This is a genomic window from Rhizobium sp. NFACC06-2 (assembly GCF_900101425.1).
In the GTDB taxonomy this organism is placed as follows: domain Bacteria; phylum Pseudomonadota; class Alphaproteobacteria; order Rhizobiales; family Rhizobiaceae; genus Agrobacterium; species Agrobacterium leguminum.
In genome coordinates this window covers 1-24,308 of sequence record NZ_FMVA01000025.1, presented here as the reverse complement: position 1 = coordinate 24,308, position 24,308 = coordinate 1, and the positions used below count along the sequence as shown (strand labels likewise).

20 protein-coding genes and 1 pseudogene are annotated in these 24,308 nt (G+C 58.8%); 12 read left to right on the top strand and 9 right to left on the bottom strand.

All coding sequences use genetic code 11. The features are described 5' to 3' along the window. Positions 1 to 68: 68 nt before the first annotated feature. Complete coding sequence (locus F3H58_RS25715; RefSeq protein WP_149744248.1) at positions 69 to 1,700, top strand: tannase/feruloyl esterase family alpha/beta hydrolase; 1,632 nt, start codon at positions 69 to 71, stop codon at positions 1,698 to 1,700. Between the two features lie 217 nt (positions 1,701 to 1,917). Then, positions 1,918 to 3,009 carry an IS630 family transposase gene (locus F3H58_RS25710; protein WP_149744247.1) on the top strand — a complete coding sequence of 364 codons (1,092 nt, stop codon included), beginning with the start codon at positions 1,918 to 1,920 and terminating at the stop codon, positions 3,007 to 3,009. Positions 3,010 to 3,527: 518 nt separating this feature from the next. On the opposite strand, the gene F3H58_RS25705 is transcribed toward F3H58_RS25710, so the two are convergent. Next, positions 3,528 to 4,448 (bottom strand): LysR family transcriptional regulator, encoded by a 921-nt coding sequence (locus tag F3H58_RS25705; RefSeq protein ID WP_149744246.1) that lies wholly within the window; start codon positions 4,446 to 4,448, stop codon positions 3,528 to 3,530. Between the two features lie 152 nt (positions 4,449 to 4,600). Between F3H58_RS25705 and F3H58_RS25700 the strand changes: the two genes are divergently transcribed. Continuing rightward, positions 4,601 to 5,626 (top strand): alcohol dehydrogenase catalytic domain-containing protein, encoded by a 1,026-nt coding sequence (locus F3H58_RS25700; protein ID WP_286170114.1) that lies wholly within the window; start codon positions 4,601 to 4,603, stop codon positions 5,624 to 5,626. Positions 5,627 to 6,288: 662 nt separating this feature from the next. Here the strand turns inward: F3H58_RS25700 and F3H58_RS25695 are convergent. After that, positions 6,289 to 6,765 carry a MarR family winged helix-turn-helix transcriptional regulator gene (locus F3H58_RS25695; RefSeq protein WP_149744245.1) on the bottom strand — a complete coding sequence of 159 codons (477 nt, stop codon included), beginning with the start codon at positions 6,763 to 6,765 and terminating at the stop codon, positions 6,289 to 6,291. Positions 6,766 to 6,809: 44 nt separating this feature from the next. Here F3H58_RS25695 and F3H58_RS25690 point away from each other — a divergent pair, with 44 nt between their 5' ends. Both F3H58_RS25690 and F3H58_RS25685 read left to right on the top strand, forming a co-directional pair. Beyond that, positions 6,810 to 8,348, top strand: coding sequence for an FAD-dependent oxidoreductase (locus F3H58_RS25690; RefSeq protein WP_149744244.1), 1,539 nt, complete (start codon positions 6,810 to 6,812; stop codon positions 8,346 to 8,348). After that, on the top strand, positions 8,293 to 9,543 hold the full coding sequence (locus F3H58_RS25685; protein WP_286170113.1) for an MFS transporter: 1,251 nt from the start codon (positions 8,293 to 8,295) through the stop codon (positions 9,541 to 9,543). Before F3H58_RS25690 ends, F3H58_RS25685 begins: the two co-directional genes overlap by 56 nt. Before the next feature lie 172 nt (positions 9,544 to 9,715). Here F3H58_RS25685 and F3H58_RS25680 read toward each other — a convergent pair whose 3' ends face one another. The 5 genes from F3H58_RS25680 to F3H58_RS25660 form a co-directional block, all read right to left on the bottom strand. Next, positions 9,716 to 11,038, bottom strand: coding sequence for a Dyp-type peroxidase (locus F3H58_RS25680; RefSeq protein ID WP_149744243.1), 1,323 nt, complete (start codon positions 11,036 to 11,038; stop codon positions 9,716 to 9,718). Continuing rightward, positions 11,038 to 11,556: a hypothetical protein gene (locus F3H58_RS25675; protein ID WP_149744242.1), complete on the bottom strand. Its 519-nt coding sequence runs from the start codon at positions 11,554 to 11,556 to the stop codon at positions 11,038 to 11,040. The genes F3H58_RS25680 and F3H58_RS25675 overlap by 1 nt, the downstream gene beginning before the upstream one ends. Beyond that, positions 11,556 to 11,972, bottom strand: coding sequence for an ester cyclase (locus F3H58_RS25670; protein WP_188129071.1), 417 nt, complete (start codon positions 11,970 to 11,972; stop codon positions 11,556 to 11,558). The genes F3H58_RS25675 and F3H58_RS25670 overlap by 1 nt, the downstream gene beginning before the upstream one ends. A gap of 4 nt (positions 11,973 to 11,976) precedes the next feature. Beyond that, complete coding sequence (locus F3H58_RS25665; RefSeq protein WP_149744240.1) at positions 11,977 to 12,936, bottom strand: catalase; 960 nt, start codon at positions 12,934 to 12,936, stop codon at positions 11,977 to 11,979. 105 nt (positions 12,937 to 13,041) lie between these two features. Next, the gene (locus F3H58_RS25660; RefSeq protein ID WP_149744239.1) at positions 13,042 to 14,802 is read right to left on the bottom strand and encodes a hypothetical protein; all 1,761 of its coding nucleotides are present in this window, start codon (positions 14,800 to 14,802) and stop codon (positions 13,042 to 13,044) included. 204 nt (positions 14,803 to 15,006) lie between these two features. Between F3H58_RS25660 and F3H58_RS25655 the strand changes: the two genes are divergently transcribed. The 5 genes from F3H58_RS25655 (at position 15,007) to F3H58_RS25635 (ending at position 20,906) form a co-directional block, all read left to right on the top strand. Beyond that, complete coding sequence (locus F3H58_RS25655; RefSeq protein WP_149744238.1) at positions 15,007 to 15,882, top strand: SDR family NAD(P)-dependent oxidoreductase; 876 nt, start codon at positions 15,007 to 15,009, stop codon at positions 15,880 to 15,882. A gap of 14 nt (positions 15,883 to 15,896) precedes the next feature. Continuing rightward, a complete protein-coding gene (locus F3H58_RS25650; protein ID WP_149744266.1) occupies positions 15,897 to 16,877 on the top strand; it encodes an HlyD family secretion protein in 981 nt (326 codons plus the stop codon). Between the two features lies 1 nt (position 16,878). Continuing rightward, on the top strand, positions 16,879 to 18,096 hold the full coding sequence (locus F3H58_RS25645) for an ABC transporter permease (RefSeq protein WP_149744237.1): 1,218 nt from the start codon (positions 16,879 to 16,881) through the stop codon (positions 18,094 to 18,096). After that, the gene (locus F3H58_RS25640) at positions 18,093 to 19,253 is read left to right on the top strand and encodes an ABC transporter permease (protein WP_149744236.1); all 1,161 of its coding nucleotides are present in this window, start codon (positions 18,093 to 18,095) and stop codon (positions 19,251 to 19,253) included. Before F3H58_RS25645 ends, F3H58_RS25640 begins: the two co-directional genes overlap by 4 nt. 180 nt (positions 19,254 to 19,433) lie before the next feature. Further along, the gene (locus F3H58_RS25635; protein WP_149744235.1) at positions 19,434 to 20,906 is read left to right on the top strand and encodes a cyclic nucleotide-binding domain-containing protein; all 1,473 of its coding nucleotides are present in this window, start codon (positions 19,434 to 19,436) and stop codon (positions 20,904 to 20,906) included. Between the two features lie 422 nt (positions 20,907 to 21,328). Here the strand turns inward: F3H58_RS25635 and F3H58_RS25630 are convergent, their stop codons facing one another. Both F3H58_RS25630 and F3H58_RS25625 read right to left on the bottom strand, forming a co-directional pair. Continuing rightward, the gene (locus tag F3H58_RS25630; protein ID WP_149744234.1) at positions 21,329 to 21,991 is read right to left on the bottom strand and encodes an RloB family protein; all 663 of its coding nucleotides are present in this window, start codon (positions 21,989 to 21,991) and stop codon (positions 21,329 to 21,331) included. 3 nt (positions 21,992 to 21,994) lie between these two features. Next, positions 21,995 to 23,239, bottom strand: coding sequence for an AAA family ATPase (locus F3H58_RS25625; protein WP_149744233.1), 1,245 nt, complete (start codon positions 23,237 to 23,239; stop codon positions 21,995 to 21,997). A gap of 466 nt (positions 23,240 to 23,705) precedes the next feature. Here F3H58_RS25625 and F3H58_RS27850 point away from each other — a divergent pair. Next, positions 23,706 to 23,872, top strand: a pseudogene (locus tag F3H58_RS27850) (IS5/IS1182 family transposase); the annotation flags it as partial. A gap of 162 nt (positions 23,873 to 24,034) precedes the next feature. Next, the coding region (locus F3H58_RS25615) for a transposase (RefSeq protein WP_149744232.1) at positions 24,035 to 24,308 on the top strand (274 nt) is incomplete at its 3' end.

The following is a 24,308-nucleotide window of genomic DNA, read 5'->3' as shown; positions in this document are numbered from 1 at the left end:
GTTCAATCCTGAGCGCCTCTGCCCTGCGGACCCGTTATTATGCAGTTTTTGCTAAAACAGGAGAACACATGAAACGCAGTGTCTTTGCAATGCTGACAGCTTTAATGCTTTCCAGCGCTTATCAGATGGAGACAGCACGAGCCGCACAATCGGACGATTTCGCACCGCGTTGTTCGGCCTTAAAGGGAACGAGTGTCAAGGGTGGTGTGGTCACGCTGACCGAGGTCACCCCGGCGAGCGTCCCGCCTGTTACCGAGAAATCTGTTCCGGATCATTGCCTTGTGCGCGGCGCCATGAACCAGCGCACGGGGATTGACGGGCAACCCTACGCCTTACAATTCGAGCTTCGTCTTCCGGCGAAATGGAACCAGAGATTTTATTATCAGGGTGGCAGCGGCGTGGATGGTGTCCTGTTCGCGGCCCTGGGCACTTATAACGGGGGCGGTAATCTCAGAAACGCGCTGCTCGATGGTTACGCTGTCGTTACGACCGACTCTGGCCATCAGGCCGTTGCTGACAAGCCGAATGGCCGCTTCCTGTTCGGTGCGGATCCCCAGGCAAGGCTGGAATATGGTAATATGCAGATCCCGCAGGTCACGGCGGCAGCAAAGGGTCTCATTCAGCGGTTTTATGGAGAACCGCCGAAGTTTTCCTATTTTTACGGCTCGTCGAACGGCGGCCGACAGGCTATGATCGCGGCTCAGCAATATCCGGATCTGTTCAATGGCATCTTGGCAAGTGCGCCGGGTTTTCGTCTGGCAGAAGCTTCGGTTCAGGCTCTTTATCAGGCGCAGATCGCGGCTGCAGTTGCTCCCAAGGGACCGGACGGACGTCCTGACATTACGAAAACACTGACGCCCGACGAGAAATCCGTTGTGGCCAAGCGAATCCTCGATGCCTGCGACATGCTCGACGGTGCCATGGACGGCATGGTCAGTCGCTTTAGCACTTGCCATCCTGATCCTGCCGATTGGGCTTGCAAACCAAGCGAAACACGAGACTGTCTGCCCGAGGCGAAAGCGGCTTACCTCAAAAAGCTTTTTCCCGGCGCCTTTACTCGTGATGGCAAGCTGATTTATGCGCCGTGGCCGTTCGATCCCGGTATGGCGGAACAACCAAGCAACCCTTTTTACCCCATCTTTGCCGGGGAGGCTTCGCACATCTACACCACGCCACCGACCATTACACCCGACCTACTGGGCTATGGTCTGTCTGCCGATATCGATAGCGAATTTGCGAAGCTCTCGACGACCGACGGTGTGTACAAGGTTGCCGGAACCGACTTCACCAACGCCGCTTCGCCCGATATGGACAAATTTCGTGCGAATGGTGGAAAGTTGATCATCTTCAACGGTACAGCTGACCTCGCTTTTTCCGTGTATGATGTGGCGGCCTATTACAAGAAGGTTGAAGAACGCTATGGAGCCGATGCCGCGCGTGATTTTGCGCGTGTCTTCTTCGTACCAGGCATGGCGCATACGAGGGGGGGTGCCTATGGAACGGATCAATTCGATGCCTTCGGTGCCCTGACACAATGGGTCGAAAAGGGCGTGGCGCCAACCCGACTGGTCGCGAGGGCACGGGCCGATGCAGGCGTCAAATGGCCGGGCAGGACGCGTCCGCTCTGCCTTTATCCTGCCGAAGCCATGTATGACGGTCACGGCGATCTCGAAAAGGCTGAAAGCTTCGCCTGCCGATAATTCGGGTATGCGCATGGACATCACATCTCCATGCGCGACTTCCTGGAGAAGAATGTGAGGTAATTCGGAAGATGTGAAAAGTGGATAACCATCGCGCTGCGGCCATCGCTAACGACCATAAACAGAACCAAGCCAGCTGCCGTGGAGTTATTGGCTAGTCATCTGGAACTGAAGTTCATTACATTGTACGCTTAGCCTCTTCATGGGAGGTTGAGCAATGGCGAATGCGACTGGCCGACCGACGGCACCATTGGTTTTGAGCGAGGCGGAGCGGGAATATTTAGAGCGACAGGTGCGTAAGCATCGCGTTGCTCGATCCATGTCTGAGCGGTGCCGGATCATTCTTCGCTGTGCCGACGGAGTTGCGAGCAAGGTCGTTGCCGGCGAACTCGGTGTGCATGAACACACGGTTGGCAAATGGCGGCGGCGCTTTCTCAAAGATCGGCTTGATGGCCTGCTCGACGAAGTTCGCCCTGGCCGCCCCCGCACGATCGGCGATGATCAGATTGCGGCTGTGATCGAGCGCACGCTTCGCTCTACGCCCACCGATGCGACCCATTGGTCGATCCGCTCGATGGCAGGAGCCGCCGGTTTTTCGCACACGACGATCCGCCGGATATGGAACGCCTTCGGCCTGCAGCCCCATCGCACTGAGACGTTCAAGCTGTCCAGCGATCCTTTGTTCGTCGATAAGGTCCGCGACATCGTTGGTCTTTATCTGTCGCCTCCCAATCGGGCGCTGGTTCTCAGCGTGGACGAGAAGAGCCAAATCCAGGCGCTCGATCGCGAGCAGCCAGTGCTGCCGATGATGCCTGGCGTGCCTGAACGGCGTACCCATTCTTATGTTCGGCACGGCACGACGACGTTGTTTGCAGCACTCGATGTCGCCTCCGGCTTTGTCATCGGCAAATGCTACAAGCGGCATCGGGCCACCGAGTTCCTGGACTTCCTGAAGCAGATCGATGCGAACGTGCCGCCCGATTTGGACGTGCATATCGTGATGGACAACTATGCAACGCATAAAACTGCATCGATCAAGAACTGGCTGATGCGGCGGCCACGCTACCACGTGCACTTTACGCCGACCTCGGCCTCCTGGATCAACCAGGTCGAACGCTGGTTTGCGGAATTGACCCGCAAGCAACCACGACGTGGCGTCCACACTTCGACAGCTCAACTCGAAGCCGACATCAAAGGCTTTATCGAGCGCCACAACGAAAACCCCAAGCCATATCGCTGGACCAAATCGGCAGACGACATTCTCGCATCCGTCAAGCGCTTCTGTCAGAAGGTCGACAACAGCTTATGACACGAATTTCGGATTCAGATGACTAGGCTCATCAAGGCACGCTGAACAACCGCGAAGACCCGCCCCATCGAGCTCAGCGCCTCGACGGAAAGATCACTTAAATCGTTCGTGGCTTTCGTCGACGCTATGATGAGATAGCCGGGAAGCGTCGAGTTGACACGATGGTTTATAGACCAGTGAGCATTTCGGGCGATATGAAGGAGCGGTGGAATATCCTGGGTCATCGCATCAATTTATCAGGCCGGCTTGTAGCCGCAACGGCTGGTGTACGGCGCAATCCAGTTGAGACAGAAGTAGCCCCGTTTGCCGCTGTGGGTGGCAATGGCTACATTAACCTACCGCTCAACGTAACAGAACTTTTTTCCAGAGGTTACAATCTAAAGCTACGGGTTAGTGGTTCGAATCCGCTCAAGAGCTTCAGGACGTATTGTCTGAGATCGTAAATCCCAACTGTCGCCGTGCCTCCCCAAACCAAAAGGATCGCTCTGGCAACTGCCCTTGTCAACAAAACCTAGTCCTCAGTTTTCGGAACGACTTTCAGAAAGTACTTTGATTAACGCTCTCAGGCCGGATGATACGTGGCGACGCCCCGAGTAATAAAGACACAGTCCCGGAAACGCTGGACACCATTCTTCCAGAACTCGCTTGAGGCGGCCGTCTTCCAGTGCATCTTTCGCAAGATGGTCGGGCACGAAAGCGATGCCTATCCCATCGATTGCGGCCTCCACCATCAGCGGTTGGTCACTCAATGTGAGAGACCCGGAAACATTGATTTTCTCCACAACGCCCAGGCGTTCAAATTCCCAACGATAGATCGCGCCACTTTCAAACCGGAAGCGGATGCAATCGTGGCTATTTAGATCCTGTGGGACGGCTGGATATCCGCGGCGCTCGAAGTACTCGGGTGACGCAATAGCCGCAAAGCGTACCTCTCCCATCACCGGGATGGCCACCATGTCTTTTGGTACGGCCTCCGCCAATCGAATGCCGGCGTCGAAACCATCGCCAACGATATCGCTGAGCCTGCCATCGCTGACTATGTCGAGATGGACCTGGGGATACTCGCGCAGGAAGCGTGCGAGCACCGGCCGCAATACCAGCCGAATAGCCCCTTCGCTGGCATTGATCCGCACCGTGCCACTGGGGACGGGACCATTTCCCTCCAGATCCTGAACGGCTTCTTCCATCGAGGCCATTGCCGGCCTGAGTTTTGCGGCAAAGCGCTCTCCTGCCTCTGTCAACGAGACGCTACGAGTCGTTCGGTTGAACAGGCGGACGTTCAACCGCTCTTCGAGAACCTTGATCGAATGGCTGATCGCCGAGGGCGTCATGTTGAGCTCCTGAGCGGCACTCCGAAAACTGCGATGGGTCGCGACCGCAAGGAATGCGGCGAAGGCCGCCAGATCGTTGCCCTTGGATTGGTGAATTGCTTTCATCATGACATCAAGAATTGATCAGATTGTTTAGATAGTCAACGAGTCATAAAATCAGCGCAGGGCGCAGCATCTCGGGGTCCACGCTACCTCCAGGTCGCTGTGAGGCTCCCAGACCGCCAACCCCACCAGCGACCCGCCGAAGAGAGGAAATTTTGATGAAGATGAAAGCTGTCGTTATGACCGGGGCGAACAAGCCTTGGGAGGTTCAAGAGGTTCCCGTTCCGAAGGCGGAGCCGGGGCTTGTTCTTGTGAAAATTCACGCCTCTGGCATGTGCTATACAGACGTCTGGGCAACTCAGGGCGCCGGTGGCGATATCTATCCGCAGACCCCCGGTCACGAGGTGGTCGGCGAGATCGTCGAGGTTGGTCCGGGCGTTCATACACGCAAGGTGGGAGACCGGGTTGGCACGACCTGGGTGCAGTCCTCTTGCGGCCGATGCTCGTACTGCCGCCAGAACCGCCCGTTGACCGGCCAGACGGCTATGTACTGCGATTCACCCAGAACGACCGGTTTCGCGACGCAGGGCGGCCACGCAGAGTACATCGCGATCTCTGCCGAAGGCACTGTTCTGTTGCCCGACGGCCTCGACTACACGGATGCCGCGCCTATGATGTGCGCGGGCTATACCACCTGGAGCGGCCTGCGCGATGCGGAGCCCAAGCCCGGTGACCGGGTCGCGGTGCTGGGCATCGGCGGGCTGGGCCACGTCGCCGTGCAGTTCTCCAAAGCGTTGGGATTTGAGACCATCGCGATCACGCATTCGCCGGACAAGCACAAGCTGGCCACCGATCTTGGGGCTGACCTCGTCGTCGCCGATGGCAAGGAGCTGCTTGAGGCCGGCGGCGCAGACATTCTTCTGGTCACGACCAACGATTTTGACACCGCCGAAAAGGCGATGGCGGGGGTAAGACCTGACGGGCGCATCGTCCTTTGCGGGCTCGACTTCAGCAAGCCGTTCTCGATCCCCTCCGACGGCAGGCCGTTCCACATGATGCGCCAACGTGTTGTCGGCTCCACGCATGGTGGACAGCACTACCTGGCGGAAATCCTCGATCTCGCCGCCAAGGGGAAGGTCAAACCGATCGTCGAGACCTTTTCGCTCGATCAGGCCACCGAAGCATATGACCGGCTATCTTCCGGCAAAATGCGATTCCGCGGCGTGTTTCTGCCTCACGGCTAAATCTGACGTTCAGAAAGGGTCCGGCGACCCGACGGTCGCCGGAATAGCTTCAATCTGAGAGGTCGCATAACGAGCCGACCCACCTACCGAGAGCGGTTTTCCTGACTGCTTTGCCGAAAGTCCGAGCGCCTGTCGCTGAGAAAGAGCTAGGTGACATAGCTCTCGTATCCTAAGGCTGAGAGGACCAAATTTAAAAGGTGATCGTATCTGAGTTCCGCGTCATGACACCAACGTGGTCGATCTGTCAGAGTCTTGAGACATCGGGTAATCCCGCTGGCATAGTGGAAGTCTGTAGCCACAACAATTTCAGATCAAGGCTGTCTACTGCGGTTCTGACGCAATAGCCATTGAGACTGATGTGCTGAACCCTTTCCACAGGCAGCTCAACAAAAATATCCGCAATATATGCGGAGGGAGACTTCGCCTATCAAGGCCATCACAGCGTAGTGGCATGTTGATTGAGCTGTGCGACGGCCCAATTTTTCTAAACGTTTGATTTCTTTGCACCTTTGAAGATTAGCTACGCTGTGATATCGGTTCATATCCCATTAAGGCAAGTTACCTTCTCGGAACTGTCCGCACCGCAACAATAACGGCGAGTGCCAATTGCGAGAACCCTTTCGCCGTGCACAAGCCCTCCACCCAGCGCCGAGACCGGTCCTTCAAGTCGCTCCGTTCACGGCGTTTGCAAAGCGGCACATAAGGCGGATGAGTTCCTTGACCTCGCCTTCCTCCCAATCCGCGAAAATCTCGCGAGCCATCTTGTCCCGAGCGTCATCAACCTTGTCGGTCATAGCCTTGCCCCGGGCTGTGATAACCGCCTCACGGATGCGGCGGTCGGTGGCGCTTTCCTGGCGTTCGGCAAGACCGAGTTCCTCCAGCTTCGAGACCTGTCGGCTGACGGTGGTGTAGTCGCGCCCGACGCGGTCAGCGAGATCGACGATGCCGATCGGGCCTATTCGCTCGATCATGACCAGCAGCGGAAACAGCGCTCGATCCAGCGCGATGCCGGCCTCTTGGACCATGTACTCATCGCGTTGCGGGCGGTTCATTACACTGACGATATCGATTAGCGCTCCATGCAATTCGCGTAATGATGCGGAATCGAGTGTATTTTGCACATTAATTCTTGACGGCATCGGCAATCTCCATTTAAGTGCATAATACACATATGGAGGCCGACATGACAAATGATTTCGCAACGGATGTCCTCATCTGCGGCGCGGGAGCCGCTGGCTTGACGCTCGCCATTGATCTCGCACGGCGCGGTGTTTCCTTCAGGCTCATCGAAAAGCTCGACGATCCGTTTCGCGGCTCTCGCGGCAAGGGTATTCAGCCGCGAACGCAGGAAGTGTTCGAGGACCTTGGCATTCTCGACCGCATCGTCGCAGTCGGCGGCTTCTATCCGAAGCAGCGCGAATATCGGAACGATGGCAGCTTTGTCGATGCCGACGTAGTCGAGGCCGAACCGGCGACATCCGCCGAACCCTATCATCTGCCGTTGTTGGTGCCGCAGTTCTTGACCGAGCGGGTCATGCGTGAACGACTGGCTGAACTCGGCCATCGTCCCGAGTTCGGCACGGAGCTCATCGGCTTCGACCAGAATGGGGACGGTGTGACGGCGCGGCTCGCGGCCCGATCCGGCGAGGAAACGGTGCGTGTCCGCTGGCTCGTCGGGACAGACGGCGGACGCAGCTTCGTCCGCCGCGCGCTCGGCATTGAATTTCCCGGAAGGACGCTCGGCCTGCGCGCCATCGTCGCGGATGTGACGCTTTCTGGTCTCTCACGGGATGTCTGGCATCGTTTCGGCGAGGGGGACATGCAGCGTCAGATCTCCGCTTGCCCGCTGGCGGGCACTGACCTCTTCCAGCTTCAGGGGCCTATCCCGATGGAAGGCGACATCGACCTGTCGCCCGCCGGCCTCACTGCATTGATTGCCGAGCGCACCGGCCGCAGCGACATCGTTATCGAAACCGTCTCGTGGGCGTCGGCCTTCACCATGAATGCCCGGCTGGCGGATCGTTATCGGTCGGGTCGCGTCTTTCTGGCCGGCGATGCCGCGCACACTCATCCGCCGACTGGTGGTCAGGGGCTGAACACCAGCGTGCAGGACGGCTATAATCTCGGCTGGAAGCTGGCGGCAGTCCTGTCGGGCGCGCCTGAAGCCTTGCTGGACAGCTATGAAGAGGAACGCCGGCCCGTGGCGCAGGCCATGCTGGGGCTCGCAACCGGGCTGCTCGACGCGATGAAGCGCGGCGAGATGCGGCGTGGGCGCGAGGTGCACCAGCTCGATATCGGCTATCCCGAAACAAGCCTCGCCCTGGAAATGCCGGAACGCAAACATGGCATGTTGGCTGGAGATCGCGCGCCGGATGCGCCGATACGAGGCGCCGCGGGGCAGGGGCGGCGACTGTTCGATCTATTCAGGGGGCCGCACTGGACGTTGCTCGGCTATCAGGTGGAAGGAACTCTCATCGCGGCGCGCTGGGGGCTGCATGTTCATGTCATCGGGTCGGACATTATCGATGATGGGGATTATGTGCGGCAGGCTTACGCCTTGGCGCCTGGTTCGTGGGCGCTGATCCGCCCCGACGGTTACGTCGGCGCGATCGTATCCGCCGAGAACGTCGGCGCTCTTGAGGAATATCTCAAAAGGGTTGGCCTTGATGACCGCTCCACATCCTTTACACGCCATTCTAACGATCAACACGGTCGCGCCTGAGATGTGCGATCGCCAGAAAACGATCGGTGCCGAAGAGGAGCCCTCCCGCCAGCCACGGCTGGACTGGCGGTTGATGCTGCCTGTCTTCGTCATCGTAAGCCTCGACGCTGCAAGTGCCGGTGCAGTTTTACCAATCCTGCCCTTTTATCTCAGAGAGCTTGGCGCCACGCCGCTCGTTCTCGGCCTTGTCCTCGGCGCCGAAGCGCTCAGCCAGTTCGCTGCTGCTCCGATCCTCGGGCAGCTTTCAGACCGGTTTGGCCGGAAGAGGGTGCTGCTTGGAAGCCAGGCCGGCGCGTTGGTGAGCCTGTCACTGCTTTCCCTTGCAAATGCCGTCGCCATCGTCCTGCTGGCCAGAGTTCTGCTCGGCCTCACCGCCGCGAACTTTTCGGCAGCCGCCGCCTACGTCGCTGACAACAGCTCCCCGGCCAACAGGCGCCAGACGATCGGCATCCTCAGCGCCGGGCTTGGTCTCGGCGGTATCATCGGGCCGGGCATCTCAGGCTATGTCTTGGATATTTCGCTCACAGCCCCGATTTGGCTGTCCTTGATCTTTACGGCAACCAGCATCGTCATCACCACCTTTGGGGTGAAGGGTGTCGCGCCCGACCAGCTCACCGGCGAGGTCGGGAACGCGGAGATCCACGAAAGGGCGTCGTTCGCGTCGCTCGCCGCAGCGCCGGCCATCCGCGTGCTCATCATTGTTCTTCTCTGCCACTATTTCTCCTATGGCCTCTTCACCTCGCAACTCGCCGTATTCCTGGGAGACACGTTTACGTGGAACGGACACGCCTTCGGCCCGAAGGAACTGAGCTACCTTCTCGTCGCCGATGGCGTCATCAACATCGTTGTCCAGCTCTTCCTGTTGAAGAGGATCAGTGATGTCTTCAGTGAACGGGATCTCGTTGTTGTGATCTTTGGTATTCTCTCGCTTGGCTACATCGCGGCTGGCCTCGCAACGCATATTCCGACACTGGCCTTCGCTGTCGTCTGCGTCAGTACGGGTGTTGCGCTGGCACGGCCGACCTTCATGGCAGCCCTCTCCGTTCGGGTTCCTCAGGAGCGGCAGGGCGTTGTCATGGGAGCAATCCAGTCGCTCGTTGCGGTCACGGACGTAGTCAGCCCCGTCATCGGGGTTTCGTCCTCGGCGTGGGCCTTTACCAGGCGTGGATTGCGGCTGTGGTGGCGATCGCTCTGACCGGCGCCCTCGTCGCGCGCACTCGCCTGCCGCGAGATCGGTCCTGAGACGTGCTAAGCGCGCTCCGCGTATCGGACAGCATCGACTGCACGACCACCTTCGATTGCGGAGAGTTCAATAAGCCAAGGCACTATGAGAATATAAAGCCATGACCATTCCCTGTGCAGCTTCACTACTGATTCGATAACCAGCGAAGACCGCCGAGTCCCGGAAGGAAAACATGCTCACCGCCGCGAGTCACGGTGAACTCCTTCAGTCCGCCGACGCGCTTTCTGACCGGACAGGCGGGATACTGATAGTCGTCGGCGCGGTCGCGTCTGCCGACGATCGGGTCCGATCGGTCGCCCTGCGAGATGAAGTCGCCGTCATTGATCCATTGTGCCTGGACGAACTCGAACTGACGGCCCGGATCGGCGTTGATGATCGCCAGAACGATGCCGCGATCGACGCCATCATCGTCTGTAGAACCTTCCTCCAGCTCGGGGCCGTAGGAAAAGCCACGCCTCATAACCCGGTGAAGCCGAGTCTGGGTCAAGGAGTTCCTGAGGGCATCACGTGGGTTGATCCGTCGGATGTGGCTTCCGGCGGGCGTAAGCTTCCCGTCCGGATCGTCATCGGCGTAGCGGAAGTCGTTATTGCGAACCGGGTCCATTGCAAGTGCCGCGTCGTCGCTGTCCGGCGAGAGTGCCAGCGGCGCTCCGCTGCGCCAGCGGCCCATCATCTTGGCCGCGAGGAACTCCTGCCCCTTCGTATCCGGAGCCGAGTCCTTCAGGAAACGCCGGAATGCGGCAACATCCTGTCGCAGCTTGCGAATGGCAATGAAGGTGCCGTTGCGCCAGAGTTCTTCCGGGGCATCGAGAGAGGCACGCGCCCCCAGCTCGTTCTCGTATCCAAGAACGAATTCTCCCGACTTGAGAATGTCCTGTCCGGGGAGGGGCTCGCCGCCCTGTCCTTCGATAAAGGGGCGGCTGATGCCATCGGCATAGCCGAAGTGCTCGCGCAATGTCGATGGAACGGCGACGTCGAGCCGCGCCAACAGTTCGACTCCCGCAAGGCCTGCGAGCGCGGCGTGACCGATCGCTAGCTTCTCATCCTTCAGCTCGATGCTGCCGGCCATCACGAGGAGGCCGACGTCGAAGCCGTTGCCTGCATGGGGCAGATCCCAGTTGTCGGGAGACGAATTTCCGACATCGCCCAGATATGCGCTACGAGCGGCCATTCCCTGGCGGAACTCCGGCGGAAAGCCCGCGACGATGCTCGCATCTGGCACCATCTTGGCAAGGCCGGAGTAGGAGAAGACGATGTTGATCCACGCATCCTCTGGCGGATTATCCCAGTCGGCCGCCGACGCGATGCGCGGCACGAGCCGCCTCAGAAGCTCGCGAGCATGCGCAGGATCGTGGATCCTGAACACCAGATAGCTGCCGAAATACGGCATGGGACGATTGCGCAGAACCGTCCCCTGGATATCGTGAAGCTCCAGTGCAACGGTCATCACGATGCCGCGTCGAGAAGGTCGCTGACGGCCTTCGACAGCTTCTTCATTTTGGTGACGTCGCGAGCCGTGACATCGGGATTGCTAACATAAAAGAATTCTGCTGCAACGAGTCGGTCCTCGACCCATTTAGCAACTTCGGGCGTGTTGATGCCCGGGTAATCTTCAAGGACACCGGTCGCCAACGTGTCAAGCCATGGATGAGCCTGGCTGGCGATGTCAGTAAGATAAGGCTTAAAGTCGCCATCATAGACGACTGTCAGCATGTAGCGTGTATCGTTGTCAAAGAGGAACCCGCGGAATTCCTGAACGGTGCCGACACGGCTCTCCCAGTAGCCGGCTTCAGCCTGAAACTGTGGCAGGCGCTCGCGAAAGAGTTTTGCCCCGCCCGGTACGACGTTGCCGATCAACGTCAATTCGCCGCGCTTTCCGATACGTTTGCCCGGTCCATCCGGCTGTTCGGTGATTGGCTGCGCCATTGCCATGCGTTCTTCAACGGGTGCGATAGTATCGCTCATCATTGTTCTCCACTGTGAGGGGTTGAATGACCGAGCTGCTTTTCGAACAGCTCCCGGTCGATATATTCGCGCTGCTCGACGATGCGGCCGTTGTGCCATTTGCAGATAAGGGCGAAGGTGATACGGAAGCGCGCCTCGCCTTTGGGCCCAGTACCGGTCATCACCGCCACGCTGCAGGTCTTGTGTCCGTCGAGACTGAGGATCAGATCGATGTAATCCTCTTCGACGTGACTGTCGGGGAACATCGCACAGAAGCGTTGTGCTCTCAGCACATGCTCGGCCTTTCGGTGAGGCTCCTGATCCCCGGACATCCAGGAGACGAGATCATCGTCGAGGAGAGCCGCGTAATCGTCCCATTGCCGGCGGTTCCACGCCGCGTCGATCGACCGAAGATATTCCAGATTTCGCCGGCCCATGGGTTCAGTCTCCGGATTTGGACGGCGCTCCATGCCAACCACCGCTGCGCTGGGCGGCCGACGCCTCATAGACGCCCCGCCTGATCTGGAGGATCGGGTCGTCGGTTGCTTCGATGCCGTCGACGAGCATCGTCGGATCATGGTTCATCAGACGGTCGCCGATCTCCTCTTCGCTTGTCGCCGCAACCAGGGTCATGCGACCGATCCGGATGCGTTCACGATCTTCCGGCCACAGGGCGGTTGCATCGTTCAGTGGATCGCCCGGCTGCCCCAGTTCGAGTTCGAGTTCGAATTCTACGGGTCCGAAATTCAGCCGGGTCTCAACCTCGCCAAACAGGACGTCGACGCTTTCATGCGTCAAGACGTCCGGGTCCTGGCCTTTGACGCCGTCGAGGGGAATCCAGTGACAGCGGACATGGGTCACGTCACCGGCTGCGTTGACATACCGGAAGACGTGGATGGCGTGGAACTCCGTGTTGGCGAAGCTCACGGGGGCGAGGGTTGCGGCGCGCATCTTAAAGACGTTCGCCACGTTCGGGTTCTTGGCCAGGAAGGCGTCCAATCCCGGTTTGTTGACACCCGCGCCCGGAGCGGTCGGCTGCAGCGCGTTCACCAATTCGACAAACTGCTCGATCGTGTTGGCGAAAAAGAGCTTCTGGCTCAGCATCACGAGATTTGTGACCCGGCCGTCTTCAAGATAGAAGCGCGTTGCCATGCCGACGGTGGCGTTGAAGGGCGCATAGGGATTGCCGCCGCCTTTCGAAAACCGGACGGTGACCGGAAGTTTCTGGCCTTGAAGGTGTGCGGCGCGGGTGAAGCGTCGAGCCACCTCGTATGCCCGAAACGTTCCCTTGTAGAGGCGGCCGTCGGCGTGGAGGGTGCGATAGCCCGGGTAATGTCCGAGGACGCCGTGGATGCGGTCGACGATGAGGTCCGCGTTGCGGTACTGACTGTTCTGGCTCACGTCCCATCGCCTTCGTTGATCCTGGCCGCGACGATAGGATGGCGGTGCTTGAGCCGGAAGTGAGATGTATCCGGAGAGAACCGTGAGCTTCGTTAGTGATGCGGATCAGGACAGTCTTAGGGCATCGAGCCGGGCGAGAATCTGCTTGAACTCACTGGTCGAGCGGAAGGCATCGAAGCGGATGTCGGTGCGCAGCCAGACGGTTGGCAGTTCCTGTCGATCAAGTGCCAGGTTGAGGTGCGTGTAGACGAGTTCGGCGTCGCCGACGGCGGAGGCAAGTGAGGCGTGGGCGAAGTGGCTCGCTTTGGGGTTGCCGGCCCGAATTACGCGTAGAGCGCGCTCCGGCTCGCCGAGCCAGGCCTCGATTTCGGCATCCGCGAATACGATTTGCGGATTGGTGGCGAGCAAATGGTTCAGAGGTCCGCCGTACTGCCGTGCGCTATCTGGCTTGCCCGCGAAGTGATTGCCAAGCGCCAGATAGAAGGCGGCCTCCAAGGGCTTGTTACGCCTGTCGATCGCGGATTCGGCTTCAGAAAGCAGGTCGAAGCGTCGGGCCTGGAAACGGCTCACGGCCTCGCCAATGTCCTGCTGCTGAGAAAATGGCTCGATGCGTCGGGCTTCCCGGAACATGCGCTCCGCCTCGTCAGGGGATCCTATGATCGTCAGGTAGGTGCCGTAGAGACAAGCCGCTCTCGCGCTGCGCCCCAGCGCAAGGGCCGTCTGGAAGCTCTCTTCGGCCGCTTTTCGGTCCCGTTCGAGCCATGCCTGGATCGTCGCCAGCGCTGTGTGCGCCTCGACCGATTCCGGGTCGATCTCCAGCGCATGCGTGACCGCGTCTCTTGCATTCCTGTGAGCCGTGTCGTGGTCGATGATCCCAAGCCGAAACAAATCGCAATAGCAATCGGCCATGCCCGAATGTCCACGGGCGTAGTCCGGGGCGGCATCAGCGACCTGGGTGAAGAGCACCAGCGCCTCCCGCAAATGCTCGGGGGTTTGTTTGTCCAGCAACTGGCGGGCACGATAGATCTTCGAATGACTGTCTACGGCGGAGGGACCGGGACTGATCTGGCGCATCCGCATTTTCGTGCTGTCGAAACGGACCCGGCTCACCAGCGTCGTTGCGATCCGTTCCGGGAGCGTCGTACGCGCCTCGATGTCGCCTTCGAAGCGATCCGAGGACACAACAATGCCGCGGCTGTCGGAAATTTCCAATGTCACGCGAATGGCGCCAGCGTGTTCGACAAGTGTTCCCTGCACAACAGCGTCCGCCCCAAAATCCGCTGCAAGTTCCGCAAGTGTCTTGGTGTCGCCCGCAAATGTGTAGGTAGTCGTTCTCGAGGGTACGCTGATGCCCGGTTCGGATCCAAGTGCATAGATCAATTCTTCAGTGAGATGATCTGCGCATTCACGCAGTTCATCGCTTGCGGCAAACGATCTTATCGGCAGGACGACGATGATGGTTCCCTGTCCCGGCTTGAATATCCTGCGCGCCTGTCCGGCTTCCGACGCCATGGACGGAGACGGCTCGTTTCCGAAAACCGGGATGTAAGAGCCAACCGGGATCGTGATCACAACGGGATCGTTGGCGCCACCTTCGCAGAAGTATTCTTCGAGCTTCTTGCGCAGACGCCGAATTTCGACGCGGACGGTGGAATCGACCCGTGGATCGTACGGTGGATCGCGCTGGTAGACGGCGTTTCCGATCACCGCCTCCCTGAGGCCGCGTCCGCGTCCGGCAAGCGTCTCCTCGACCACGAATTCCAGAAGCGCAAACAGGCGGTCCGAACCCGTGAACGCGCGGCTGGTGCGCAGCACCTCCATCTGGCGGCGGATCAAAGAAGGTGCAGGTTCGGATTTCAGGTCCATTAACGTCCCTCCGCGTCTCTCGCGGATTTTCTCACTGTGTTACGAACGGCGTCAATAAACGTTTTCGACGAGCCGTTCGAGGGCGGCTGGGGCGAACTAACGGGGAAGCTACTGTTAGTCGCGTCCATCTCACATTCGGCTAACTTCCATCGCTATGCTTAAGCCTTACCCTCTGTTTTACCGAACAGGACAGGGTGGTTGAAAATGGCGCAGGGTCAGAGCGAGGCTCTTTACGGCAAGGTCGCCGTCATTACCGGCGGTGCGAGCGGCATCGGCCTCGCAATTGCGGTTGAGGCCGCGCGGCAGGGTATGAAGGTGGCGCTCGCCGACCTCAGTGAGGAGAGGCTTGCGGAAGCACAGAAAATCGTCGAGGCCGCAGGCGCGGAAACGATCACCGTCGTCACCGATGTCAGCAAACTCGACGATATCAAGCGACTGCACGACCAGACGGTGCAAGCGCTGGGAGATCCCTGGCTGGTCGTCAACAATGCCGGCATCACGAAGCTGTCGCTCACCTGGGACCACAGCGAGGCCGACTGGAAGCGGATGTTCGACATCAATGTCGGCGGCGTGGTGAACGGCCTGCTCGCCTTCCTGCCTGGCCTGCGCCAGAGAAAGTCCGGTCACATCATCAACACGGCATCGGCCGCCGGCCTCGTGACCATTCCCGCGGCTTCCGCCTATGTGGCAAGCAAGCACGCTGTCGTCGGGCTTTCGGAGACGCTTTATCGTGAACTCGTTGCAAGCCGCTCTGGCGTCGGGGTCTCTGTGCTCTGCCCCGCTCTGGTGAAGACCAACATCATGAAGTCCGAGACGGCAGGCAAATCCGAGGATGCCGACGCGACGAAGTCCTCCCATGCCATGGAACCGTCCGAGGTCGCCGATCAGGTCTTCGCGGCGATCGCCGCAAAGCAGTTCTGGATCCTCACCCATGCTGCGCACATGGAACCTTACATCCGGGCGAGGGCTGAGGAGATGGTCACCCAGACCAATCCAAGCCATGCCAGCGTCGATCCCGATGTCGCCAAGTCCTCTAGCGCCGTCACAGGGGTCGATTTCGTGAACTCCGGCGACGCATAAAAGGGGCGGACATGATGGGACGTGTGCTTCGCCTGCTGATCGCGCTCGCATGCCTCGGCGCCCTCGGCGTGTCGCTTTGGTTTGCAACTCTTCCGCCGCCACTTGTGGTGCAGGGAGAGGTATCGACCGATCGCGTCGACATCAGCCCGCGCGTTTCGGGGCGCATTCGCGTCCTGAACGCCGACGTCGGTGACACCGTCAAGAGGGGCGAAATCATCGCCGAACTCGAAAGTCCGCAGTTGGTCGCCGCCATGCACGCCACGGAGGCGGCTCTTGGCGTTGCACAAGCCGACCTTGTGAGGGTCAACAGCACCCGGCCGGAGACCATTGCCGCGCGGCAGGCCGAGGTCGACGCGGCGGAGGCCGACGTCGTCCTCTACCAGACCAATCAACAGCGCCAGGAGAGACTTTTGAGCACGGCCGCCGTCGCGCAGGCGACCGTCGATGAGGCCAGACGTAATCTCGAAGCTGCGATCCGCAAGCGCGAAGCCGCCCAGGCCAACCTCGCGCTTGCCGTTGCGGGTTCCAGCAAGGAGGAAAAGGCGCTTGCCGCCACGAAGGTTGACCAGGCCCGTGCAACACTCGATCAGCAGAAGACCGATATCGCGGAATTGACCATACGCGCGCCGATCGACGGACAGGTAACCACCCGTGTCGCCGAACTCGGCGAGAACTTCAGCCCGGGAGCACCGCTGTTTTCGCTGATCGACATCGGTCACCCGTGGTTCACCTTCAATCTGCGTGAAGATCTCCTCGACGGGCTGAAGATCGGTGACACGTTTGCGGTTACCGTCCCGGCGCTTGGCAATCTGCGCGTGGACGTGAAAGTGACCGTTATCAACGCCCAGGGACAATATGCCACCTGGCGGGCAACGCGGGCGACGGGCGATTTCGATCTCAGGACCTTCGAGGTGCGCGCGGAGCCGACAACGCCGGTCGAGGGATTGCGTCCCGGAATGAGTGTCATCGCCTCATGGACGAGGGGAGGCCGTTGAGATGCCTGGCGCCCGCAGCATCAGGTCGGGTTTCTTCCTCGTCTTCCTGAGAGAGGCCGCGCAATTTCGGAAGCGCCCCTTTCTCCCATTTTTGACGGTGGTTCTACCGCTGATGCTGATGGGCATATTGTCGATCGTGTTCAGCGAGGGCCTCGCAACGCGACTTCCCATTGCTGTCCTGAACCTCGATGGGAGCGACCTGTCGCGCACCATCATCCGCACGGTCGATGCGACGCCGGACGCCGCCGTGGTCATGCACGTCAGCGATCTCGGCGAGGGTCGCCGGTTGATCCTGTCAGGGAAGGTCCACGGCCTGCTGATGATCCCAAAGAATCTCGAACGCGACGTCTTCGCGGACCGCAGGCCGGAGGTGGTCTTCTTCTACAACACCCAGCGAATGACGGCCGGCAATCTGACCTTACGAGGCGTCAATGCGGCGCTTGCCGGTGTCGAGGCAGGGATCCGCCTGTCGCTCAGGACATCGCGCGGACAGCCTGTCGATGTCGCGAAGTCATCGCTTGCACCGATCCCTGTGCAAGTGAATCCCCTGTTCAATCCGACCCTGAACTACACCCACTTCCTCCTGACGGCATTGCTTCCGGCGATCCTGCAGACGATAATCGTGACGACCATGGCCTATTCCATCGGACGGGATGCGGAGACACGCCATCGGCTTCGTGTGTTGCGCCGTCTGGGCGGCGGACTTTGGCCGGCGATGCTCGCCAAAATGCTTCCCTACACCCTGGTGTTTCTCTTCGTCCTGGGGGTCGCTGACGCTCTGCTCTTTATCCACTTTGGACTTCCTCTTCGAGGCGATCGTTTTCTCCTGCTTGCTGCAGGAGCTCTGTTCATTCTCGCCAACCAGTTCTTCGGTGCGTTTATCGGTCTTGTTCTCAAGCCGATGCAAAGCGCCGTCAGCATCGCGACGCTCATCACAGCTCCCGCCTTCGGATTCATGGGCATTGGATTTCCGCGGATCGGTATGAACGCCTTCGCCTATCATTGGGGGCAAATCCTGCCGGGCACCTGGTATCTGATGGCCCGTGTCGACCAGACTGTTCGCGGCACGCCGCTTGATCTCTCTATCCGTCCGATCGCCGTGCTGCTTTTCATGGCGATCTTCTTCGCTTCGATGACAGCGTTGCGGCTTGAAACCATCGGAAGGCGAGCAGATCGTGTGAAACGCATGGCAACCCGCGGATCGGAGGCGATCGCATGAGCGGACTGCTCTGGGTTTTCCGCCATGAGCTTCGGCGCATTTTTTTGCTGCGGCCGGTGTTTTCGGTCATGGTACTGGCGATTGTTCTCTACTCCGTCTTCTATCCGCAACCATACCGGACGGAAGCGCTCCGGGACGTACCGATCGCCCTCGTCGATCTCGATGGGACCGATATGAGCCGACAGTTCGCCCGGCGGCTCGATGCGAGCGCGGACGTGTCCATCGCAGCGCTCCTGCCGGATCAGGCGTCTGCGGAACGGGAGGTCTTCGCGCGAAACGTCTATGGCGTGCTTGTCATCCCGAAATATTTCGAGCGCGACCTTCTGCACGGCAGGTCCGCTCCGATCGCGCTTTACGGCGACGCCAGCTATTTCCTGATCAACTCCCGCATTTCCGGCGCAGTGAACACGCTCGCGAAAACCATCGGGGCGGAGGTCGAGACCGGCAGGCTGACTGCCGCCTCGGTCGATCCGGCAGTCGCGGCCGTCGTCCCCGATCCGATGCCGACGACCGCGATCCCGCTGTTCAATCCTCAGGGCGGCTATGCCACCTATATCCTTCCCGCCGCCTTTGTGCTCATTCTTCAGCAGACGCTGCTGATCGGCGTCGGCCTGCTCGGCACGTATCCCGACCCGGATCAGGCGGAGGTCTGCGAAAGGGCCAGCGCCGCTGTCAGGGTCGGCGGCAGGCTGCTTGCCTATCTTGTCCTGGAGGCGGTGGTCTTTTCCTACTATCTGATCGTTCTTCCCTATCTCTACGGCATTCCGAGGCTTGGTTCTCCGGCTGCCATCTTTATCGTGGCACTTCCCTTCGTGGTCGCTGTGTCAGGACTTGGAATGGTGGTCGCCAGGCTCTTTCGCAGCCCGATCGTTGTGCAACTTGTCTCCGCCGCGATCGGGATGCCATTTCTGTTTCTCTCCGGGTTTTCCTGGCCGGGGGATGCCATTCCCGAACCGCTGCGGTCGATTGCCCTTGTGGTGCCAAGCACGAGCGCGATCAACGCGCTTGTCAATGTCGGCCAACTCGGCGCTGAGCTGTCGGATGTGAGGCCGGAGATTCTGACCCTGGGGGGCCTTGTGGCGGTGTATGTCGCGTTCGCAATAGCCTTGGAGGTACGCGCGCCTCGAACCATTCGGGCACCAACTGGACCCTCATAACTTGCCGTCGTCGGATCTGTCCTAGTGGTCAAGTGGGCGCGGAGAGTGGCGACCCAGAATGCGTTAGGGATGTAAAACGGTCTGACGAGGCAAACCAGAATTCTGCGACCGGGACGTTCTCCGAACATCGAAATTGGACGCAGCAACGTGCCTAAGCGTCACTTATCGGAGATCTTGAACATGGAGCTCGCGAGCAACGCTGCTGTCCAGCTTGTTGTACTGGTAATCGTCTTTGGAGTGACGAACTGGATTGTCTTTCGGAACAGCCGGAACCTCCGGCTGCTGAACAGGATCGCGCTCTTCATCCTGCTGAGTGCGATGCTGTATGCGAACAACGATGCGCCGTTCACTCCGGCGACACTCGGGCCCAACAAGGTCGATGATATCTCCCTCTCGATCGCCAAGGCGGCATGGTGGCTGGTGGGGTCGGCATGCCTAGTGGGTTTCGTCAGGATTTTCCTGATATTCGAGCGGCAGCCGCGAGAGGCGAGGCTCCTTCAGGATCTCATCGTCGCGATCATCTATGTTGGCGCCTTCCTTTCGATCATTTCCTACGTGTTCAGTGTTCCCGTCGGCACGTTGGTTGCAACATCCGGCGTCTTCGCCATCATCCTCGGTCTGGCGCTGCAAAACACACTGAGCGACGTCTTTTCCGGAATCGCTCTCAATCTCGGCCGCCCCTATTCCGTCGGGGATTGGGTGGCGCTTGAGGATGGGGGTGAGGGCAGGGTTGTCGAGACCAACTGGCGCGCGACGCATCTGATAAACGGTGACAACGATCTCGTGACGATACCGAACAGCTCTCTGGCAAAGTCGAAACTCGTCAATCGCAGCAAGCCGGATTCGTCACACGCTGCTTCGTTGAAGGTAAGGCTCGCTTTGTCCACGACGCCGGCGGCAGCCGTGGAGCTGATGGAAACGGCCTTGAGGGCCGCAAACCACATAGTCCGGCATCCGCCTCCTTCTGTGAAGGTGACCTCCATCGATGCCCAAGGGATCGAACTCGAGCTCAAATACCGCCTGTCCAGCCTTGATAAATCGGTCTCGGCGCAAAACGAAGTCTTCGACCTGACATTCAGGCACGCCAAGGCCGCCGGTGTCATGCTGGCGGACGCACGGGATGCTCCCGCACGCGCCGAAAGGACTGCAGAGCCGCAAACACCGCATCCTGGGACGGCATGGCGCTTGCTGAACGCACTTCCGCTTCTAGAATCGCTGACGGACGACGAGAAGGAAGTTTTGAGCGAGGCCATGGTGCGCCGCGTGTTTAGGAAAGGCGATATTATCGCCCGCGAGGGCGATATCTTGGATTCGATCTTCATTATACGCTCCGGCATCGCCACCATCGATCATGACGGCAAGGAACTGCTGACCTTGTCGCCGGGTGACTGGTTCGGCGAGGGCGGGCTGCTGACAGGGATGGCCGAGACGGGAACCATCAAGGCACTGACAGCGGTTGTCGCCTTCGAGATCAGTCAGTCGCATGTCGCATCGATCCTGATGGAACGACCGGCGATCGCCGACGAACTCAGCGCCGTTCTGGCAAAACGACTTGAGACGGAGCGGAAGCTGCTAGCGCCAGACAGCGCGCATAAGCCGGCGATTTCGCTGGCAAACAGAATCAGAGAACTCTTCAATCTGCCGAACAGATAATTGGGAGGAGCGAAATGAAGCTTCCGTCAGTCATCGTTGTAACGTGCCAAGCCGTCACCAGCCATCCTGTGAGACGTCTTGCACTGGGTCGTAGGTTCGCATCCGTTCAAGGTGTTCGATTTAAGGTGGGGTCAGATCCTCTTTGAGGTGCCGTAAAGGGCACGTGTGAGCCAGACTCTGGACGGCTTGTCACCAGTTGGAACGGGAGCGCGAAGCGTCTGTTTGGCGTCACACAGACGGAGATGATAGGAAAAGCCCGTCCTGATCCGAATCCTCGTGAGTTTTCAGATAATAACCTAGAAGGTCACTCTCATCGCTAAGGGCGCTCCGGAGAACCACTGAAGGCTGATCGGCAACTCGTCCGATGACGTCTGTTCAATCGCGGCCCGAAACGCCGCGGCCGCCTTTACAAGCCCGCCGATCTAGGAGAACCGACCGGCAATCTTCATCATCTCGCCGGTCAGCACGTCGGCGTCCGTGAAGGGATCCGTGCCGCTATGTGCGTTAAACTGCGCGCGAAGATTGACCGCGCGGGCCGTGGCGGCGGGAATCCGATCCTTGGTGTCTTCGTACACTGTCTTGCTGTTCTTGGCATAGGTCGGGTAGTGCGCCGGCTTTCGCAACTCGGCATAGACCTCGGTCCGGTGGATGGGAGAGAGAACGTCGCGGAAGTGCAAAAGGACCCACAGCTCGAAATTAGGAACCGACGGGATGGCGGTAAACGGAACCGCTTTCCCCTCGTCGCTTTTCAGCTTTTTGTCGGTGGCCTCAGCTTTGGCGAGGGCATTGTGGTAGCTCGGATGGTCGTCCCGGTCAAAGACGACGTAGACGCGATCAAAGGCCTTGGTTTCGTTGAACAGGTCGATCGCATACTCGACGATGTTCAACGGAGAGGTTCCGTAGTTGGACGGCACAATACGGATATCGGCGTTAGGGAGTCGTTTTTCGCGGCGGATAGCCTCGAAATAATTGACCTCTGTCTTTTCGCCTTCGCACACGATCAGCGTCCGGTCATAGGACCTCTTGCGACCCGGTCGGCGTATCAGGCGTGCTTCAGTACGTTCAAAGCGGTGCTTCTTGGCCAAATCTTAATCTTTCGTCGTACCGAAGATTGGGATGCCGCCGTAGCGACCACCCAAATAGCCTTTCTCCAAGGCTTCGCCCTTCCGTGGCGAAAACTCCAGCAAGGGGAAGAGATGCGAGACTTGGGCTGCGTCTTTTTCGGCGAACCAGATTTGGTCGCGCCGGAGTTTGCCGTCGAGCAGGGACACGTCATGGGTGGTAAAGATCAGCTGCGCTCCCTTGGAGTTCAGCTCCGGATTGTTGAACATCTCAACGATCTTCTGCACCAGCAGCGGATGAAGGCTCCGGTCAAGTTCATCGACGATCAGTAGGCGGCCGCGCTGTAGAATATCCAAGATGGGCCCCGAGAGGCTAAAGAGGATCTGCGTGCCAGCGGATTCCTCGCCATACTCAAATTCGTACACCTCGCCCAAGGCTAGGTGGCCAAACTGCGGAATGTCGATTTCCGTGTCTTTAACCTCCGGTACACCTGTGCCTAGATTAATATGAAATTGCCGACCAGGCTGTTTCGTGAATGATACTCGGCAAATGCCCGTATCGGCAGCAGCGATCAGGGACACAACGCTCGACAGGTTTCGGGAGTTTTCTTCCGCATAGTTGGCTGAGAACCCGTAACCTATGCCCCCTCCATCCGGGAAGATGGCCATATCCTCGGCGAACTTCTGGTAGAGGGGCTTCAGCTGCTCGTTGTTTAGCTGGATGGCCGTTGTGAGGAACAACGTTTCTTTTCGGGTCGCGCTCTCCCAGAGCTTCTTCGAGCCGGTGAAATAATCGCTGTAGGTATAGTCGTAGCGGCTCTTTTTCTTCTCATTGTACGTGCGGGAGAACCAGACCTGCGGCTTCGCACTTTCGTAAACCAGCAGCCATTCGCTTAGGACATGGGCCCGTGTCAACTCGAAACCGTATTGAAAGCGCTTTCCGGAAATAAGAAACGTCGCCTCGAATAAGGTCGGGTGAGTTTCATGATCTGGCCGCATACGGAATGGGGTCAGGTTGTTTTGCTGGTCGGGTTGCACCTGGTTTGACGTTGTCACCATGCTCTGCATGAATTGCAGGGCACGGATGATGTTCGTCTTGCCGCTGGCGTTGGCTCCATAAATAGCCGCGGTATTGAGCACCCGCTTCACCTTTTCCAGGCCGGTTTCACGGGTATGCGTGCTCTCTAACGTAGAGTCGGGACTCGCGGCCATGCTCAGCAATGCCTCGTCACGGACTGAGCGGTAGTTATTGACACGGAATTCGAGCAACATAATTTATGGCCTTCCTGTATTAAGGTAACATTGCGCGCAATTTCCGCAAAAAGTCAATTTATTTCGGCCAATGGCCCGAAATAGAGTACATGCAGCTGCCTAGAGAATCTCCATCGGCCACGTCGGGGCGACGTTGTCGTTTGGCACTTAAACGCAAGAATGCGGCTGTTTCGAATTTGTTTGGCAGATAATCTGAGATTCCTGACGACGAGAATCTCGAATTATGTGCAATTACGAAGACATTCGCAATTGGCTTGCGTGGTCCGCGATATCGTTGAAAACGCTCTCAAAGCCATCATTGTTTTCGCCCGTAGGTCATCGGAAATGGATCGCTCATTGAAAGAACGCCATCGATTTTGTCGACCACCAATTCTCACGTTAAGTGCCAGAAACCGCATAAAAATCTAAAGTTAACCCAAGACTCTCCTGAAAATTGGAGGGACGATGGGTCTCAGGTAAAACGACACAACTCTACGCCCAAGGACATTTGGTCGAATGCTGCTCTCAAAACTCAAACAGTTTCGCCGCATCGCCACTCTATAAGAGAAAACCGCAAGGAACTATCGAGCCATGATCGCTCTGGCCGCAACAATCCTCTGGCTCAAACACCTGTCCGCAATTCCTAACGCTTAGACGTCGTCTTTGGCCATCTGCTCATCATTTCATCCTACGCCAAATTCCATATACGACGGAGAGGAGATGTACATCGCATTGGCTTAAGCGGGAGTGCAGGCACGCGCTTGCCTGAACCGCACCGGATTTACCGGAGACCCCAACTCGTGAGAAGTAGGGTCTATGACAAGCAAGACGACGAACAAATTCTCCCCTGAAGTCCGCGCCCGTGCCGTGCGTATGGTGACGGAGCATGAAGCCGAACATCGCTCCCGCTGGGCAGCGGTATCATCGATAGCGGCCAAGATCGGCTGCTCGGCGCATACCCTCCATGAATGGGTGAAGAAGGCCGAGGTCGACAGCGGCAAGCGGGCTGGCCTGCCGAGCGACGTGGCCGAGAAGATGAAGGCACTGGAGCGGGAGAACCGGGAGCTTCGTCAGGCGAACGAGATTTTGC

Coding starts and splice junctions, on each gene's coding strand:
- F3H58_RS25660 (WP_149744239.1), bottom strand. CDS start 14,802: ATGGACCTGAAATCCGAACCTGCACCTTCTTTGATCCGCCGCCAGATG.
- F3H58_RS25675 (WP_149744242.1), bottom strand. CDS start 11,556: ATGAGCGATACTATCGCACCCGTTGAAGAACGCATGGCAATGGCGCAG.
- F3H58_RS25690 (WP_149744244.1), top strand. CDS start 6,810: ATGACAAATGATTTCGCAACGGATGTCCTCATCTGCGGCGCGGGAGCC.
- F3H58_RS25700 (WP_286170114.1), top strand. CDS start 4,601: ATGAAGATGAAAGCTGTCGTTATGACCGGGGCGAACAAGCCTTGGGAG.
- F3H58_RS25635 (WP_149744235.1), top strand. CDS start 19,434: ATGGAGCTCGCGAGCAACGCTGCTGTCCAGCTTGTTGTACTGGTAATC.
- F3H58_RS25680 (WP_149744243.1), bottom strand. CDS start 11,038: ATGACCGTTGCACTGGAGCTTCACGATATCCAGGGGACGGTTCTGCGC.
- F3H58_RS25645 (WP_149744237.1), top strand. CDS start 16,879: ATGCCTGGCGCCCGCAGCATCAGGTCGGGTTTCTTCCTCGTCTTCCTG.
- F3H58_RS25625 (WP_149744233.1), bottom strand. CDS start 23,239: ATGTTGCTCGAATTCCGTGTCAATAACTACCGCTCAGTCCGTGACGAG.
- F3H58_RS25655 (WP_149744238.1), top strand. CDS start 15,007: ATGGCGCAGGGTCAGAGCGAGGCTCTTTACGGCAAGGTCGCCGTCATT.
- F3H58_RS25685 (WP_286170113.1), top strand. CDS start 8,293: ATGACCGCTCCACATCCTTTACACGCCATTCTAACGATCAACACGGTC.
- F3H58_RS25695 (WP_149744245.1), bottom strand. CDS start 6,765: ATGCCGTCAAGAATTAATGTGCAAAATACACTCGATTCCGCATCATTA.
- F3H58_RS25715 (WP_149744248.1), top strand. CDS start 69: ATGAAACGCAGTGTCTTTGCAATGCTGACAGCTTTAATGCTTTCCAGC.
- F3H58_RS25650 (WP_149744266.1), top strand. CDS start 15,897: ATGGGACGTGTGCTTCGCCTGCTGATCGCGCTCGCATGCCTCGGCGCC.
- F3H58_RS25640 (WP_149744236.1), top strand. CDS start 18,093: ATGAGCGGACTGCTCTGGGTTTTCCGCCATGAGCTTCGGCGCATTTTT.
- F3H58_RS25705 (WP_149744246.1), bottom strand. CDS start 4,448: ATGATGAAAGCAATTCACCAATCCAAGGGCAACGATCTGGCGGCCTTC.
- F3H58_RS25710 (WP_149744247.1), top strand. CDS start 1,918: ATGGCGAATGCGACTGGCCGACCGACGGCACCATTGGTTTTGAGCGAG.
- F3H58_RS25670 (WP_188129071.1), bottom strand. CDS start 11,972: ATGGGCCGGCGAAATCTGGAATATCTTCGGTCGATCGACGCGGCGTGG.